We start from the raw sequence: 16872 nt of genomic DNA on the forward strand, positions 1-16872 counted from the left end.
AACAGAAACTACAATTTGCAATGGTTGCTATGTTAATGATTTCTTCTTCTTTATATGCGAAAGTATCAAAAGATTCAATTTGGACTACGGATGGAAATATAGGCGTGAAGTTCACTCAGGTAAGTTTGACGAATTGGGCTGCCGGAGGTAATAATGCTGTTGCTTTTGATGTACAGGGGGCTTATCAGGCGAATCTGAAAAAAGGCAAACATATATGGAACAGCAGAATAGAGCTTGCCTATGGATTGAATAAGAATAAGGGTGAAGGAACGCAAAAAAGTAACGATAAGATTTATATCAATACGAACTATGGATACGAATTGGCAAAACACTTATATTTCAGTACTTTGCTTAATTTCCAAAGCCAGTTCTCACCGGGTTATGATTATGCGGTCAATAAGGATGTTTCCATCTCTGAATTTATGGCTCCGGGTTATTTCATCGTAGGTCCGGGTATCAGCTGGATTCCTAATAAATATTTCAATGCAACGCTCTCTCCTATTTCTTGGCGTGGTACTTTCGTACTCAATGACCGTCTTTCCGACGAAGGCGCCTATGGTGTAACTCCGGGTGATAAAGTTTTGTCCGAATGGGGGGCGAATCTGAAAGTAGAAGGTAAATATGAGTTTCTGAAAAATATGACCATCTATTCCCGTGCCGATTTCTATTCGGATTATACCCGTAAACCTCAGAATATTGATGTAAATTGGGAGGTACAACTGAATATGAGTATCAATAAATGGTTTTCTACCACACTGACCACCAATTTGGTTTATGATGATGATGTGAAGATATTGCAAAAGGACGGAACAAAGAAAACCTGCGTACAGTTTAAGGAAGTATTGGGCGTAGGAGTACAATTTAATTTCTAAGATATAATAAGGAGGATACATCAAAAGTATCCTCTTTTTCATATATATAAGAAACTAAATTCATAACTTTGTCCGATTAAGAAGAAAGTTATGATTAATACGGATTTACATATTCATTCACAGCACAGTAGTGACGGTGAGTTCAGTGTCGGTCAAATAATAGATAGATGTACGGATCGAAACATCTCTACTTTCTCAATTACGGATCACAACTCAGTGAAAGGGATTGATGAAGCAGTGTGCCATGCACAACAGTCCGGATATGATTTTATTCCCGGTATTGAGATAGATTGCAATTATAAAGGAATCAATCTGCATGTATTGGGATATAATATTAACTGGAAATCAGAGGATTTTATAAAATTGGAGACTGACATATCTATTAAAGTAATGGACTCGTTTGCCGGAATGATTGATAATCTCCGTCAGTTGGGATTCATAATAGATGCGGATGCAGTGTTTGCCAAGTCTGATGGAAAGTTGCCAACAGGCGAACTGATAGCCGAGGTCATGTTGTCAGACAGAAAATACTATTCTTCATTATTAACTCCCTATATGGAAGGTGGCGAGAGAAGTGATATGCCTTATATCAATTTTTATCTGGATTATTTTGCACAGGATAAACCGGCATTTGTTCCCATCCATTATATGAGTTATAAGGATGCGGTAGAAATGATTAAAGATAATGGAGGTATACCTGTTGTTGCACATCCGGGACTGAATTTGAAAGGTAAAGAAAATATAGCGGAAGAACTACTGAATAACGGAGCGGAAGGTTTGGAAGTGTTTAATAATTATCATACTGGCAATCAGATTGATTATTTTGCCGGTTTGGTTTTGCAACAGAATGGCATAATGACTTGTGGCAGTGACTTTCATGGAAAGACGAAGCCATTGATAAATATCGGGCAATTTAAGTTTGATAATCGTTTTGAGGATTATTTAAATAACTCCATTTTACGGATAAAAAGTGATTGCTGATTTTAGGGCTCACCCGATAATTATCAGAGATAAGTATGATTATCTATAAGTTTCATCCTTCAGGTTGTCTGTTTTATATTGATAGTTAACGAGTTATCCTGAATGATGGAATCATTCAGCCAGCTTACAAGATCTAATTCTCGGCTGAATCTTTTTTCGGAGAAAGGTTCAGGATAACGAACTGATAATCAATCATGAATTGGTAAACTGAAGGATTGAAGGCTATTTCAGGACAATTTGTTTTTTAGACTGTTTTATCGGCAAAACATCTTGATGTTTTTGAAAAACATAGGGTTGATTGAAAAAAACATCGGGACGTTTGAAAACAAACATACGGTCGATTGAAAACAAAGGTACGGTCCTTTGTTCACAAACTCCTATCGTTTGCGGACAATCGACCGTATGCTGAACAGCAGGGGGAACCGCCTACCTACAAGAAGATGAAACAGGATAGATTAAAAAATACATGATTTTATGAAAAGCCGACTTATATTTATCCTCAATGCCTATCGGGTGAACCGATTTTAGGGCTTGATTTTACCATGCTTCAAATTCTACATATTCTTCGTTTAAGTATCCGCTTAATGTTCCTCTTCCGATATATACGTCATCAAAATATGATACGTTACTCGGTCCATATGCCATTACAATCGTTCTTTCATTATCTTCCCAATGCCAATAAAAAGGATTGATGTGCTCTATTCCGTCAAAATAGTATTCTTCACCTCTACCTCCCGGGTAAAATACGAATCGTTGTTCATAATAACGGCCATGATCTCCTTCCCAAGAATCTATCCATGTTGTTCCGCATAAGAGATCGGTGTTTGAACCATAAAAATTTATCTCGCAAGAAGACAGGCTTATCAAGGATAGTATGAATAATGCGGATATACTCAAGTGTTTTATAATCTTAGTTTTCATCTTTTTATTTTTTTAGTGCTACTTCTATCTTTTTCTTGTGTACGAAAGTAGATAAATAATTCGATTCTTTATGGAGAAAATCCCTATATTTGTCAGGAAAATGCCTAATTTAAATAGAGAAAATGGAATTACCACTCTTACTGTTATCACTGCTTTTTAACGTTATTCTGCTGATATTGTTTATATTAAAAATAAATAAGAAAGAGGATACATCAAAGGTTGAGAATGTTTTGCGGGAACAATTCAGGGAGAATCGTGAGGAGTTGAATCAGAGCATTCGGGAATTCAGAACGGAACTGACGCAAACTTTCAGTCTTTCTATCCGGCAAATGCAGGATACGTTGCATAAAAACCTGATGACCGGAAATGAACTGCAAAAAGAAAAGTTTGATGCTATGGGACGTACACAGGAAGCACTTATCAAGTCCACAGAAAAACGTTTGGATGATATGCGCCTGATGGTAGAAGAAAAGTTACAGAAAACTTTGAATGAGCGTATCGGACAGTCATTTGAGATTGTACGTTCGCAGTTGGAGAATGTACAGAAAGGGTTAGGTGAAATGAAGAGTCTGGCACAAGATGTAGGCGGTTTGAAGAAAGTTCTTAGTAACGTAAAGATGCGCGGCACATTCGGAGAAGTGCAGCTTGGTGCGTTATTAGAACAAATGATGAGCCCGGAACAATATGATGCCAATGTAAAAAACAAGAGAGGCGGAACCGAATTTGTGGAATACGCCATCAAATTGCCGGGAAAAGATGATGCTAACGATACCGTTTATTTACCCATCGATGCTAAATTTCCTAAAGATGTATACGAGCAATATTACGATGCTTTTGAAGCCGGAGAAGCATCACTGATAGATTCTTCTTCTCGTCAACTGGAAATTACCATCAAAAAAATGGCCAAAGATATCCATGATAAATATATAGATCCACCCTTTACAACAGATTTTGCCATTATGTTTCTACCTTTTGAGAGTATTTATGCGGAAGTGATACGTCGTACAAGTTTGGTGGAAACACTTCAAAAGGATTATAAGATAGTAGTGACAGGTCCTACTACATTGGGAGCTATACTGAACAGTCTGCAAATGGGTTTCCGCACGCTTGCCATTCAGAAACGTACGGGAGAAGTGTGGACAATCCTTGGAGCGGTAAAAACCGAGTTCGGCAAGTTTGGAGGTATGTTGCAAAAGGTTCAGAAGAATCTTCAGAACGCAGGCGACCAACTGGAAGAGGTTATGGGTAAGCGTACACGTGCCATCGAGCGGAAACTGCGTGAGGTAGAAGCTCTTCCGGCAGAAGATTCGAATAAAATTCTTCCTTTGTCGGATATAGATGAAGATTTGGAATCAGATACGGATAACATAGATTCCCTGTAAAATAGTAGAATCTGCATTATCCGTATTATCTTATATTATTCCATTATTTCTCTTTTCTTTGGTAAAGCCAGATGTAATACGATATATCCTGCGATACCGGAAATAATCGTTCCAAGAATTACACCCAGTTTAGCCTGGTTCAGCAATACAAGGTTATCTCCGAACGAGAGGTTGGCAATAAAGAGCGAAACGGTAAATCCGATACCGCCTAATAAAGAAATACCCGCAAGACCTTTCCAGTTTACTCCTTTGGGGATTTCCACAATCTTGGTTTTAACAGCAAGAAAAGTGAATAAGAATATCCCGGAGAATTTACCTATAATCAATCCTAAAGCGACTGCAATGGTTACAACACCCATTATTTCCCCATTTCCACCACTTAGCATGACGCCTGCGTTGGTAAATGCAAAGACCGGTAAAATGAAGAAGTTTACAAATCGATGCAGCCCGTCTTCCATTGCTTGCAAAGGGCTGATAACATTGTCAGACGCTGCTTCCAGACGCTTCAACGTTTCAATTTGCTCATTTGTCAGTATAATACTATTCTCCTGACTGGCAGGGAATTTCTTGATATATCGTCTGATGCGTTCAAGGTATCTTCCTATTTTCAGTTTAGGACGTGCCGGAACGAAAACGGCGATCAGTACGCCTGCGATAGTGCTGTGTATGCCTGATTGTAGAAATAAATACCATATCGCTATCCCTATCAGGAAATAGAATGTCTTGTTATTTACATCATAACGATTACCCAAATACAAGATAAAAAAGAAGATAAGGGAAATAAGCAAATATTCCACTGCCAAATGTGAACTATAGAACAAGGCAATGACCAAAATACCTCCAATATCGTCGATTACGGCAAAAGCTGTTAGAAATATTTTCATGCCGATAGGTACACGATTACCTAAAAGGCTGAGCACACCTAATGAAAATGCAATATCCGTAGCCATCGGGATAGCCAGACCGTTGGCTCCTTCCCCTTCACCCTGACTGCAAATAATGCTGTATACCACAACAGGTAAAATCATTCCTCCACACGCTGCAATGAACGGAAGTGCCGCTTTTCGCATACTGGAGATTTCACCGACAAGTAATTCGCGTTTGATTTCCAATCCCACCATAAAAAAGAACACTGTCATTAACGCATCATTGACAAAGGCTAAAACCGTGAGTGGTTCGCCATTGTGTGACAGTAAATTAAAGTGCCCCATCTGAAACGATACTTTAGCATCAAAGAAAGATGAGTACATTCCGGCTAACGGTGAATTTGCCACTATGGCAGCAAGAATAGCAGCTATAAATAATAGTAAGCTGGCATTCGTGTTGCTGCTCATAAACCGCATGATAGGTCTTGTTGTTTTCATCATTATGTACTAAATTTAAGTATAATCTTCTATTGAGTCTTATATGCTTTAAGAGATAAATTCTTAACCCACAATACAAATATACCGGTTAAAAGTAAATTTAGCACAATAGTAAGTACAGAAATTATCAAAGCGGGTCCTCCTAAATTATATCCCAATGCAATAAAGATGATGCCGGCTCCCACTTCTCCCCGGGTAAACATACCGATGGAAAGAGCCAATCGCTCGCTAAGTTGTCTGTCACGATAGAAAAATACCGGAAACAGTTTACCGATGTTAGATAATATGGATACAAGCACCACATGGAAGATGATAATTCCCCAAGGCATCATCGGTTGAGAACCTGTGATGGAATGAGTACCGGCAATACTTTCTGAAAATTCTACTCCGATGAAAGTAGGCATACTTAATCCTACTAAAAACATAAATAGGAATGATATACCTGTGGATACTTTCTGCTCAATTTTGCTGTCTATATGTTTGTGCTTGATAATCATACCGAGAACGAATGCCGGTAATAGCACTTCAATATGGATACTGCCATCTTCTCCATAAAGATTTTTAGAAACAATATAGACAATCTGTGTGATGGCGAAAACGACAGCGGAATATAGAACGATAGCTTTCCAGTCCTGACGGATATTATAGCTTCCCATCTTTTTCCATCCGAAGACCAGCAACAAGAATACAATCAGTACTACAATAATAAGCTGCCAACGCATTCCTATCATCATGATTTGCAGAGGAATCATCAGTAAGATGGTATCCAAATCATCGAAGATAGCCAATACTTGTATCTTTTTATAGATCCAACTGGATTGCAACTTGAGGGCAGCAAGCATGGTAAATAATATGCCTGCGGAAGTAGGTGCTGCAAACCGGCTCAATAGCAGATTTTCTTTCCATGCTTCCCAACTATTCCAATAGTCGGGAGGAAGAAGCATATACATATAATAAAGGGCTATGAATATCCATGGAAAAGCGGCCGTAGCCATTGCCACAAAGTAGTCTTTCGTATAGGATTTCCAATGACTCTTATCAACTTCAAATTCCCGTCCTACATTTATCATAATAAATGCCAGGCATACATATAATAAGGTATTGGAGCCTATTTTAAAAGACGCATAATTATCTCCCAAGGCAGAGGGGAGTAACTGTGACGCTACCAAACCTATAATCAAGAATACAGAAAAAGACAATACTTTTTTCATAGATTGCTTGCTTTTAAATAGTTATTTACCAAAAAAAGCGTACTAAGGTATGAGCTCATTTTTATATTGGGTTATGCAGTTGTTATGGATGGGCGGAAACATAACAACTGCCGGTTATTAAATCTTTCGCTAATCCAGTTTCAATACAGCAAGGAAGGCTTTCTGCGGAACTTCCACGTTACCAATTTGTTTCATTCGCTTCTTTCCTTTTTTCTGCTTCTCAAGCAGCTTACGCTTACGGCTGATATCACCTCCATAACATTTTGCAGTAACATCCTTTCTGACTGCTTTAATGGTTTCACGAGCAATGATTTTGGCACCGATGGCAGCTTGAATAGCAATTTCAAATTGCTGCCTCGGAATCAATTCCTTCAACTTCTCACACATTCTCCGTCCAAGTTCGTATGCATTGTCTACGTGAGTCAGGGTAGATAGAGCATCGACCGGTTCACCATTAAGCAAGATATCCAGCTTAATCAGTTTTGAAGGACGGAATCCTGCCGGATGGTAATCAAATGAAGCATATCCTTTGGAAATACTTTTCAGTTTATCGTAGAAGTCTATCACTATTTCGCCCAACGGCATATTATAGTAAAGTTCCACACGGTTGCCTGATATATATTCTTGCTTCAGAAGTTCACCACGTTTACCTAAGCACAATGTCATGATAGGACCGATATAGTCCGTTGTAGTAATAACAGAAGCTTTGATAAAAGGTTCTTCGATATGGTCGATTAATGTTGGGTCAGGCATTCCACCGGGGTTGTGCACTTCGGTCATATTGCCCTGCTTGTCGTATATTTCGTACGAAACATTCGGTACGGTAGTGATAACATTCATATCAAACTCGCGGTCCAAACGTTCCTGTACGATTTCCATATGCAGCAATCCTAAGAATCCGCAACGGAACCCAAAACCTAACGCCAATGATGATTCCGGTTGAAAAGTTAGAGAAGCGTCATTCAATTGAAGTTTTTCCAATGAAGCTCTTAAATCCTCAAAGTCTTCTGCTTCAATTGGATATACTCCCGCAAATACCATAGGCTTTACTTCTTCAAATCCGGAAATAGCTTCTTTGCACGGACGGCCTACGTGAGTGATCGTGTCTCCCACTTTTACTTCTTTAGAGGTTTTTATACCTGAGATAATATAGCCAACATCGCCTGTACGAAGTTCTTTACGAGGTATCATATCCATTTTAAGCACTCCGATTTCATCAGCATCATACTCTTTTCCCGTATTAAAGAACTTTACTTTATCACCGGTACGAATGACACCGTTTTCTATCTTAAAGTAAGCGATGATACCTCGGAATGAATTGAATACGGAGTCGAAAATCAATGCCTGCAACGGTGCTTCTTCGTCACCTTCCGGATGTGGAATCCGTTCGATAACAGCTTGAAGTATTTGCTCTACTCCCATACCTGTTTTACCGGATGCACGAATGATTTCTTCACGCTTGCACCCGAGAAGTTCGATGATTTCATCCTCCACCTCGTCCGGCATCGCACTTGCCATATCACATTTATTAATGACAGGTATAATTTCCAAATCATGCTCAATTGCCATGTAAAGATTGGAAATTGTTTGTGCCTGCACTCCTTGCGAAGCATCAACAATCAATAACGCTCCTTCACAAGCGGCGATAGAACGGGATACCTCGTAAGAAAAATCCACATGTCCCGGAGTGTCAATTAAGTTCAGAATATATTTTTCGCCCTTAAATTCATATTCCATTTGTATGGCATGACTTTTAATCGTAATACCTCTTTCACGTTCCAAATCCATATCATCCAGCATTTGCCCTCCGGTTACTTGGATCGTATTGGTATACTCCAGCAAACGGTCTGCCAGTGTGGATTTTCCGTGGTCTATGTGAGCTATGATGCAGAAGTTGCGTATATTTTTCATTTTAAACAGTTATTTAATTGTAAATAAGAGCTTTACATATAAAGATTTGCCTTACGCTAAAAATGTTCGTAAAACAAATAGTAATATGCAATATAGCCAAATACTTTACCGGGCACAAAGATAATGAAAAATATGAGGTTTTAAAAGCTATTTTTCAATAAGCAGAGGTATATGAACTGCCAAATTTTATGATAATAAAAGACTTTATGAATGATTATTTTTCTACCACCTATTCCACATATTTTAATTTTGCTAACCTAAAAATATCATATTTTTCAGTTTTATTTAATACAATCATCTATTTATTTGTATTTTTGCATAACAAAATGATGGCGATGAAACGAATTACCTATGTAATACTACTATTATTATTAACTTCTTGCTTAGAACAAATTGATTTTTATACAGGAAAAGGATCAGATGTGAAAACGCAAGATGATTATAGTGTTTATCTATATCCTTATGATAAGGAAAATCACAATGTGACGGCAGAAATAACCATCCAAACCGATGGGAATATTGATTTAGATGATATTACTCCACAAATACCGTATTTGAAGTATAATAAGTCATGGCTATTTCTATTAACCCAAGATGATTGTAAACAAGTTGCTTATTGTTGCACTTGGGCTGCAATTAATGGGAAACCTTTGTCTAACGAGTATTTTTATAGTGCCAACCAACTTAAGGCCGGGGATTTGCCTCCCGATATATATTACTTAGGAAAAACATTAGGGTGTACCGACGGTGTTGGAAACGAAGTACGTTTTAATTTTACTACGACGTTGGCTCCTGAATATGAATGGATGAATAAAAGAGCAAAAGTCAATAAAGGATATACGAAAGATTATTATCGCTTTTTTATGAGTGCCGGGCTAAACTGGGATAATGTTGCGGAATTGGCCAATTATGGTGTAGGTATTGCTTTTCATGATGTAAATGTAGAGGATGTAAATAATGCGGATACTATATTGAAACATTATGCAATTGTACAAGACTCTATCCGTCATGAAATGTCGGGAAGAGGGTGCAAATTTCTCGCTGAACCTAATGGGAATAAAACGTATGTTACGGCAGCAAAGATGTATTCACCTATACAAATCATGACTGCACAGGGTGGTGATCTAAAAACTATATATCCATTTAGGGAAGAAACTGATTTAAAGAAAATGTTGATAAAACGTATTTTCTATGAAAGCCCGGAAAATGTTAAAACGGCTATAATTGAACAATTAAATCTTCCTATTGAAAGGAGAAATGCAATTCATATGGGAATACACCTTACAAGTTCTCCGTGGGTAGATTTACTACTCTGGATTAATGATATGTATGGGAAAGATGGCGACGATTCTGTTTGGTTTCCAAGTTTGGAGGAATATTATGAATACAACTATTACCGCATTCATAGTACGATTCGAAAGGAAATAAAAGGAAATGAATTAAAGCTATATGTTACGTTACCAAGTGAGGGCGATTTTTATTATCCTTCCATTACGGTTAATCTAAATCATTTAACGATGCAACATGTTAAAACTGTGTCATCAGGAAATATGGTAACCGGACTATCCTATGGGGATTATGCCGATGGAATGATGCTTAACATTGATTGCCGGAAATTCTTACTTCAACATGCTACACATTTCGTGGAACAGTATGAAGAGGATAAGACAAATGAATCAAATAAAACGGACGCTATTTATTTTGTGAATATGCTTAAAGAATCTGAGCAAAAACAACAGCTATTAGATAGAGTGAAATAAAAAATGCGTTGGTAACATTTCAAATGTACCAACGCATTTTTTATAAATCAAGTATGTAACTTTCTTAGTTCAGTTTGACAAATAACTCACCTTCCACTTCGGAGGTAGAAATTTTGTCTTCTCTTAGTAACCATCCCAGACCAAGGAAGAAATCCTTATCAACCAGTTTAGTCACCTTCTTGATTTGCTTGTGAGTCAAACCATCAGTACCATTTAATGCAGACCAAATCTGTCCTGCAATAATACCTGCTTTTTCTTTTAACATTTTCAATTTGCTTTTAGTTAAACGTTATCCGCATCCTTGCTAAAAGGATGTTTGTGTTTATTATCGCTGCAAAGATATATAAATTTATGTTATACAACACATTATTGCGGATAAAATTTATTCTTAGGCCTTAAAAAAGTTTCATTTTCTTACTTTTTATGCTCTTTTTGGAGATATTCAATCCATATTCTTGCTGCTTCTTCTACCGTTTTTACGCAAGGACGTTTGGCATAATATTGCGAAGTTCGTTCTTCCGGAGTAGAGACGATCGGAGTTGTTTTCTTCAATCCGAGCAGTTCTCCGCAATTGATAGACCCCATTCTATGCTTAAATTCGGCTGCTAATTCTTGTACCAGCGCATAATTCGCAGCTTTACCGTCACGGTCTTCCGGAATGATTGTACCTTTTTCGAGCCCTGCAAGCATAAATATGCCACATGCAGCTCCGCAGGTTTCACGCATTCTTCCAATGCCACCACCAAAGGAAGCTGACATCTTTAATGCTTGTTCTTCTGTGAATCCGTACATATCGGCAAATGCTGCAACAACTGCTTGTGAACAATTATATCCGCTTTTAAAAAGCTCTACTGCTTTTTGTATTTTATCTTCCATTTATCTTAAATTTAATTTTATGAAGTGAAAGGGCATAAAAAAAGGCTACCCGTCACGGGCAACCAATCTTTGTTAACCTTAAATCTAATACTATGAAAAACACGTTGCAAATATACGGTATTTTGAGATACGTGCAAATATTTCAGCAATAAAAGTATGCTTCATAACATGATTTAAGATTTGTACATGTTGATTATTTGTTTAATGACTTTTTTTATGAAAATAGCAACATAATATTTAATACGGATACAATAACTGCTATTGTGTAAAGTACGAATGTACTCCATTTGCTATTCACATATCTGCCCATTACTTTCTTGGAAGAAGTCAGGGCTACTTGTAGAAATACAGTGAACGGTAATTGGATGCTTAATATCATCTGAGAAATAATCAGTCCCTTGAATGGATCTCCAATGAAGAATATCAAAAGGAGTGCAATTCCTAATGAGATAATGACACCTATCCTAGAGTGAATATCTTTTATATGGTAAGATTCTCCGAAGATTCCGGCAAAGATAGAGCCGGCAGCCATTCCGCTGGTGATGGTCGAAGATATACCTGCCATCAGCAGTGCCAAAGCAAAAACAATAGCTGCATTGCTACCCAATAATGGTTCCAATAAAGACTTTGCCTGTTGTAACTCTTCCACCGCAGTATTTGTCTTGAAAAATGTTGCTGCTGCCAGCAGGATCATGGCACTGTTAATGGCCCATCCTACAATCATGGAAAACAACGTATCATAGAATTCATATTTCAGCACTTTCTTGATAGAAGATTCATCCTGCTTATTGTATTCATGGCTCTGGATAACCTCCGAATGCAAGAACAGATTATGAGGCATAACTACTGCACCCAATACACTCATGATAATAAGCATACTGCCTTTAGGGATGCTTGGTGTTACCCAAGCCTGTGCCGCCATAGGCCAGTCGATGTCTACCAAAAACAATTCGTATAGAAAAGACAAACCGATGACAGATACGAAAGCGATAATGGATTTTTCTATTCTTTTATAAGAATTGGTGAATAACATAATAAAAACAAAAACGGTAGTTAGTATCGATCCCCATATAATAGGTATATCCAAGAGCATCTCCAAAGCGATTGCTCCTCCAAGTATCTCTGCCAGTGAAGTGGAGATGGAAGCAAGTACAGCCGTACCCAATATGGGACGCGACACCCATTTCGGAGTATATTGCGTAGCAGCTTCCGAAAGGCAGAGTCCTGTGACGATGCCTAAGTGTGCTACGTTATGTTGCAGGATTATCAGCATAACGGTAGATAATGAGACTACCCACAACAGGCTGTAACCAAATTCGGAACCGGCGGCAAAGTTGGAGGCCCAGTTACCTGGGTCAATGAAACCTACCGTAACAAGCAATCCCGGACCTATATATCTAAAGATATCCAGACCGCCTAAATAACGTTTATGTTCTTTGCTTTTTAAATCTTTCAGGAAGTTATACATAGTTGTTTTATCTCTTATTTATTATTAACGTTGGTCAAAAGTACAAAATCTAAACGTTATTAGGGTTGATTCTGTTCATCGAATTTATTGATAATACGATAAATACTGAGATATATGTATAAGGCTAGCGAATAAATCCGGCAAAGAACTGATAAATGAAATATCCGCAAACGGTAAGTTTTAAAACCGTTCCCAATAAAAAGCCTACTAAAGACCCGAATCCTGATTTTAGTGCTTGTGACAGTTCTTTATCACCAAGCAACTCTCCTATCACTGCTCCCAAAAACGGTCCGGCAATCAGCCCCCAGGGTGCAAAAAAAAGTCCGATGACCGTACCGATAACGCATCCCCAGTTGCCCCACTTACTTCCTCCGCTGTATTTACTTCCTAATAGAGGGGTTAGATAATCCAATATTTGCACTACTACCACGATAAGCAGCCATACCAACAATTGAGCAGTAGTATATTGCACTTTGTCTGTGAAATGCAGAAGCAAAAGCCCGGCATAAGCCAAAGGAGGTCCTGGAAGCATGGGAAGTATACAGCCCAGCATTCCTGTGATTAGGCAAATAACACCTAGAATTATTAAAATAGCGTCTATCATAAAAATTCCTATTTCAATGTTTAAAGACAAAGATATACTATTTCTTCCAATTTGTGATAATCCTGCTTAAATAGATAACAAAAGCTTTTTTTTATAAATTCTATTTTCCTCTGTCTCAGGGTGAACTATTCCGGATAGAAGATGTTTTCTCATGATTATTCTTAATAATATTATAAAGCTATGCTTAATTTGATCGCTGCATTTTTTGTTTGCTCTGGCATTGGTATTGCCGTATGGATTATTTATGACCTTTCGAGGCATAAGCAGTCTATGAAGATAATGAATGCTGTATGGGTACTTTCCGCTTTATGGGGTGGCTATTTTGTCTTATGGGCCTATAACAAATTTGGGCGGGAGCAGATTCAAATGAAGATGGATGATAGGTCAATGATGATGGAAAGTCCCCGTTCATTTTGGCAATCTGTCTCTCTTTCGGCTTTTCATTGTGGCGCAGGATGTACATTAGCTGACATATTAGGTGAATGGATTACATATTGTATTCCTGTCCATATTAACGGTAATCTACTTTTAGGCAGTTGGGTGATTGACTTTATCTTAGCGTTGATTATTGGTGTTTATTTTCAATTTTATGCTATCCGTGAAATGGAAAAGATTTCGGTTTCGCAAGGATTATTCCGTGCTTTCAAAGCTGATTTCTTTTCTCTTACTTCCTGGCAAATCGGGATGTATGGTTGGATGGCCGTTGTTTATTTTATTTTGTTTAAAGGTATCTCGGTAGAGAAAGATACCTGGCTATTCTGGTTTATGATGCAAATAGCTATGTTTTTCGGATTCATTTGCGCTTATCCAATGAATATATTTCTGATAAAATCAGGAGTTAAAAAAGGCATGTAATATCATGTGAAATTATAATAGAAAAGAGGAATGTATCCTTCTCCATGACACATCCCTCTTATCTATTATAAAAGAATATTTTCCCGAATTAAAGAATACTCTTCACTGTTTCCATCATTCCCTTTTCCTGAATAGAATCCAGATATCCCTTTACGGTGTCTGTCAGTCCCGGAATATTGTTCAGGTTCTCACCCCAAATGAATTCTGCACTCAACACGCCTTCTGTTACTTTCTTGGTACAATCTGTAGCCCAAAGTTCTTTCAGCAGGTTCATGATTTCCGGTGCATCGTTGGGTACGATATCTGCGCCGTCTGCACGTTTGCCACCCTTATAATAAGTGATGATAGCGGCAAGACCCAAAACCAAACCTTTAGGAAGTTCTCTCTTACGCTGCAAGTAAGTCTTTAATCCCGGAAGATCACGGGTTTCATATTTCGGGAAAGAGTTCAGCATAATGCTGGTTACTGCATGGTCAACAAACGGATTGTTGAAGCGTTCCAAAACATCATGAGCGAATTTCTCCAATTCATCTTTCGGCAAGTTTAATGTCTCCATTAGTTCGTCAAACATTACCTTATGGATATATTTACCAATCACTTCGTGCTGACATGCCTCGCGTACAATATTTAATCCTGCAAGGTAGGCCACCGGAGAGAGAACCGTGTGAGGACCGTTCAGCAGTGTTACTTTACGTTCATGGTAAGGAGCTTCGGACGGTACGAACAATACGTTCAAACCTGCCTTATCTGCCGGGAATTCTTTAGCGATTTCCTGCGGAGCTTCGATTACCCACAAATGGAATATCTCTGCCTGAACAACCAAATTGTCGTCATATTGCAGTTTTTCCTTGATGGCGTCGATGTCTTTACGAGGGAATCCCGGAACGATACGGTCTACCAAAGTAGCATATACTCCACAGGCTTCTTCAAACCAAGTCTTGAACTCGTTGCCAAGATTCCATAGTTCGATATACTGATAGATGGTTTCTTTCAGCTTGTGTCCGTTCAGGAAGATAAGTTCGCAAGGGAAGATGATCAAACCTTTTGATTTATCTCCATTGAATGTTTTAAAACGATGATAAAGCAGTTGAGTTAATTTTCCCGGATAAGAAGAAGCGGGAGCGTCGGTCAGTTTACAAGAAGGATCGAAAGCAATACCTGCTTCTGTTGTGTTAGAAATCACAAAACGCATTTCCGGCTGCTCTGCCAGTTTCATAAATTCATCGTTTTGTGAATAAGGGTTGAGTGCACGGCTGATGACATCAATTTTAGTCAAACTGTTTACTACATTTCCTTTGTCCAATCCCTGAAGGTTTACATGGTACAGACAATCTTGTGCATTCAGCATATCTACCATACCTTTGTCAATCGGTTGAACGACTACTACACTACTATTAAAGTCTGTTTTTTCGTTCATGTTGTAGATAATCCAATCTACGAATGCGCGAAGGAAATTACCTTCACCAAACTGAATAATTCTTTCAGGGCGCTGAGCCTTTGCGGCTGTTTCTTTGTTCAATGCTTTCATATTCGTTAAATAAAATGTTTATATAAGTTCAAAATAATAATCTATATTTTCTTTCATAAGGATGTCTATCGGCATATATTTTACCGGTTCTATTTCTCTTTTGAAAACTATTTTATCTGCTAATGTCTTTACTGCACAATAACCTTGTAATCCCGGTCGCTGGCCAATCAGGAAGTTGATGACTCCGGCTTTTAAGAACTCCACATTCTGGGGTAGTAAATCATATCCTAACACCCCTTCCATTCTACGTCCCGATTCTTTTAAATATTTACCTATCTGGTAGATGCGTGAATTAAACACAGCTCCCAGATAAGTACCTTTGTGTGATTTAAAGAACTCATCAAGTGTAGCTGTCGTTACTTCTTGATTATCACGATCCAGTATCACTTCGTGAATTCGGGGAGTAATGTGATGTTCTTTCAGGTAGCGCATAAAGCCTTCCAAACGTCTCTGCATCTGAAATTCCGCCGGATTCTCACGAAAATTGCTCAGAAATAGCATCAACTCCTTACCTTCACTATACTCCCTCATCAGTATCTTTGCTGCAATATATCCGCTTTGATAAGAATCCTGACCAATGTATTTGAGGGCGTTTACTCCTTCCAAGTTAACATCGATAAGCGCAAACGGAATATTCATTTTATGTAAGGAAGTGCAGAACCGGATGGTCTCATCTTTGAAATTTGGTGCAAGCAATATCGCATCCGGCTGTTTTTCTATTAATTCCTGTTGAGCCTTTATATATGATTCTCGGCTTGAGTGGTTATAAAAGATAAAATCAGTATTTACATTGAATGCTTTCAGTTCCGATGCCGCTTTTTTTATTCCTTCCGCCACACTGTACCAATAATCATTCTCTTTATAATAAGGTATAAGACAGTAGATGCTATACTTCTTTTTGGCAGCAAGCCCGATAGCAAACATATTGGGCTGATAATTGATTTCATCCAATATCTTTTGCACTTTAGCCCGGCTTGCTTCGGATACCTCTCCCCTATTATGCATGACTCGGTCTACCGTTCCGGCAGATACTCCGGCCATCCGGGCTATATCTTTAATTGTATATGTCTTATCTTCCATCGTATCAGAATTAAAATGCAAACCAGTATCTTTACATAAACCGTTTAAATATTCTAAAT

General features: G+C 38.2%; 15 protein-coding genes. 5 read left to right on the plus strand and 10 right to left on the minus strand.

Going from position 1 to position 16872, the window contains the following annotated elements:
- Positions 1 to 20 precede the first annotated feature (20 nt).
- Complete coding sequence (locus DXB63_RS07375) at positions 21 to 872, plus strand: DUF3078 domain-containing protein (protein ID WP_233522822.1); 852 nt, start codon at positions 21 to 23, stop codon at positions 870 to 872.
- 90 nt (positions 873 to 962) lie between these two features.
- The gene (locus tag DXB63_RS07380) at positions 963 to 1853 is read left to right on the plus strand and encodes a PHP domain-containing protein (RefSeq protein WP_122125770.1); all 891 of its coding nucleotides are present in this window, start codon (positions 963 to 965) and stop codon (positions 1851 to 1853) included.
- A 537-nt stretch (positions 1854 to 2390) separates the two neighbouring features.
- Here DXB63_RS07380 and DXB63_RS07385 read toward each other — a convergent pair.
- Positions 2391 to 2774, minus strand: coding sequence for a hypothetical protein (locus DXB63_RS07385; RefSeq protein ID WP_122348298.1), 384 nt, complete (start codon positions 2772 to 2774; stop codon positions 2391 to 2393).
- A 122-nt stretch (positions 2775 to 2896) separates the two neighbouring features.
- Between DXB63_RS07385 and DXB63_RS07390 the strand changes: the two genes are divergently transcribed.
- A complete protein-coding gene (locus DXB63_RS07390) occupies positions 2897 to 4156 on the plus strand; it encodes a DNA recombination protein RmuC (RefSeq protein WP_122125772.1) in 1260 nt (419 codons plus the stop codon).
- Between the two features lie 35 nt (positions 4157 to 4191).
- Here DXB63_RS07390 and nhaA read toward each other — a convergent pair whose 3' ends face one another.
- From nhaA to lepA, 3 genes are all read right to left on the minus strand, one after another.
- Positions 4192 to 5520, minus strand: coding sequence for a Na+/H+ antiporter NhaA (nhaA, locus tag DXB63_RS07395; RefSeq protein ID WP_122125875.1), 1329 nt, complete (start codon positions 5518 to 5520; stop codon positions 4192 to 4194).
- Positions 5521 to 5549: 29 nt separating this feature from the next.
- Positions 5550 to 6731, minus strand: a complete 1182-nt coding sequence (locus DXB63_RS07400) for a sodium:proton antiporter (protein WP_122125773.1) — start codon at positions 6729 to 6731, stop codon at positions 5550 to 5552.
- Between the two features lie 129 nt (positions 6732 to 6860).
- On the minus strand, positions 6861 to 8642 hold the full coding sequence (gene lepA, locus DXB63_RS07405) for a translation elongation factor 4 (protein WP_122125774.1): 1782 nt from the start codon (positions 8640 to 8642) through the stop codon (positions 6861 to 6863).
- 329 nt (positions 8643 to 8971) lie between these two features.
- On the opposite strand from lepA, the gene DXB63_RS07410 reads away from it, so the two are divergent.
- Positions 8972 to 10402 (plus strand): hypothetical protein, encoded by a 1431-nt coding sequence (locus DXB63_RS07410; protein WP_178300756.1) that lies wholly within the window; start codon positions 8972 to 8974, stop codon positions 10400 to 10402.
- Positions 10403 to 10466: 64 nt separating this feature from the next.
- On the opposite strand, the gene DXB63_RS07415 is transcribed toward DXB63_RS07410, so the two are convergent.
- The 4 genes from DXB63_RS07415 to DXB63_RS07430 form a co-directional block, all read right to left on the minus strand.
- Positions 10467 to 10667, minus strand: coding sequence for a winged helix-turn-helix domain-containing protein (locus tag DXB63_RS07415; RefSeq protein WP_122125775.1), 201 nt, complete (start codon positions 10665 to 10667; stop codon positions 10467 to 10469).
- A 149-nt stretch (positions 10668 to 10816) separates the two neighbouring features.
- The gene (locus DXB63_RS07420; protein ID WP_122125776.1) at positions 10817 to 11278 is read right to left on the minus strand and encodes a C-GCAxxG-C-C family protein; all 462 of its coding nucleotides are present in this window, start codon (positions 11276 to 11278) and stop codon (positions 10817 to 10819) included.
- A 214-nt stretch (positions 11279 to 11492) separates the two neighbouring features.
- Positions 11493 to 12746, minus strand: coding sequence for an Nramp family divalent metal transporter (locus tag DXB63_RS07425; RefSeq protein ID WP_122125777.1), 1254 nt, complete (start codon positions 12744 to 12746; stop codon positions 11493 to 11495).
- 124 nt (positions 12747 to 12870) lie between these two features.
- Positions 12871 to 13350, minus strand: a complete 480-nt coding sequence (locus tag DXB63_RS07430; RefSeq protein ID WP_122125778.1) for a DUF456 domain-containing protein — start codon at positions 13348 to 13350, stop codon at positions 12871 to 12873.
- A gap of 180 nt (positions 13351 to 13530) precedes the next feature.
- On the opposite strand from DXB63_RS07430, the gene DXB63_RS07435 reads away from it, so the two are divergent.
- Positions 13531 to 14205: a DUF4396 domain-containing protein gene (locus DXB63_RS07435; protein ID WP_122125779.1), complete on the plus strand. Its 675-nt coding sequence runs from the start codon at positions 13531 to 13533 to the stop codon at positions 14203 to 14205.
- Between the two features lie 88 nt (positions 14206 to 14293).
- Here DXB63_RS07435 and DXB63_RS07440 read toward each other — a convergent pair whose 3' ends face one another.
- A complete protein-coding gene (locus tag DXB63_RS07440) occupies positions 14294 to 15733 on the minus strand; it encodes a tagaturonate reductase (RefSeq protein ID WP_122125780.1) in 1440 nt (479 codons plus the stop codon).
- A gap of 18 nt (positions 15734 to 15751) precedes the next feature.
- Positions 15752 to 16813 (minus strand): substrate-binding domain-containing protein, encoded by a 1062-nt coding sequence (locus DXB63_RS07445; RefSeq protein WP_122125781.1) that lies wholly within the window; start codon positions 16811 to 16813, stop codon positions 15752 to 15754.
- Positions 16814 to 16872: the final 59 nt, after the last annotated feature.

The organism is Bacteroides sp. OM05-12, from assembly GCF_003438995.1.
In the GTDB taxonomy this organism is placed as follows: domain Bacteria; phylum Bacteroidota; class Bacteroidia; order Bacteroidales; family Bacteroidaceae; genus Bacteroides.

Excerpts from the sequence above, each read along its gene's own strand:
- DXB63_RS07400 (WP_122125773.1), bottom strand. The coding sequence starts at position 6,731 with ATGAAAAAAGTATTGTCTTTTTCTGTATTCTTGATTATAGGTTTGGTA.
- lepA (WP_122125774.1), bottom strand. The coding sequence starts at position 8,642 with ATGAAAAATATACGCAACTTCTGCATCATAGCTCACATAGACCACGGA.
- DXB63_RS07415 (WP_122125775.1), bottom strand. The coding sequence starts at position 10,667 with ATGTTAAAAGAAAAAGCAGGTATTATTGCAGGACAGATTTGGTCTGCA.
- DXB63_RS07385 (WP_122348298.1), bottom strand. The coding sequence starts at position 2,774 with ATGAAAACTAAGATTATAAAACACTTGAGTATATCCGCATTATTCATA.
- DXB63_RS07445 (WP_122125781.1), bottom strand. The coding sequence starts at position 16,813 with ATGGAAGATAAGACATATACAATTAAAGATATAGCCCGGATGGCCGGA.
- DXB63_RS07380 (WP_122125770.1), top strand. The coding sequence starts at position 963 with ATGATTAATACGGATTTACATATTCATTCACAGCACAGTAGTGACGGT.
- DXB63_RS07390 (WP_122125772.1), top strand. The coding sequence starts at position 2,897 with ATGGAATTACCACTCTTACTGTTATCACTGCTTTTTAACGTTATTCTG.
- DXB63_RS07430 (WP_122125778.1), bottom strand. The coding sequence starts at position 13,350 with ATGATAGACGCTATTTTAATAATTCTAGGTGTTATTTGCCTAATCACA.
- DXB63_RS07440 (WP_122125780.1), bottom strand. The coding sequence starts at position 15,733 with ATGAAAGCATTGAACAAAGAAACAGCCGCAAAGGCTCAGCGCCCTGAA.
- DXB63_RS07410 (WP_178300756.1), top strand. The coding sequence starts at position 8,972 with ATGGCGATGAAACGAATTACCTATGTAATACTACTATTATTATTAACT.
- DXB63_RS07375 (WP_233522822.1), top strand. The coding sequence starts at position 21 with ATGGTTGCTATGTTAATGATTTCTTCTTCTTTATATGCGAAAGTATCA.
- DXB63_RS07435 (WP_122125779.1), top strand. The coding sequence starts at position 13,531 with ATGCTTAATTTGATCGCTGCATTTTTTGTTTGCTCTGGCATTGGTATT.
- nhaA (WP_122125875.1), bottom strand. The coding sequence starts at position 5,520 with ATGAAAACAACAAGACCTATCATGCGGTTTATGAGCAGCAACACGAAT.
- DXB63_RS07425 (WP_122125777.1), bottom strand. The coding sequence starts at position 12,746 with ATGTATAACTTCCTGAAAGATTTAAAAAGCAAAGAACATAAACGTTAT.
- DXB63_RS07420 (WP_122125776.1), bottom strand. The coding sequence starts at position 11,278 with ATGGAAGATAAAATACAAAAAGCAGTAGAGCTTTTTAAAAGCGGATAT.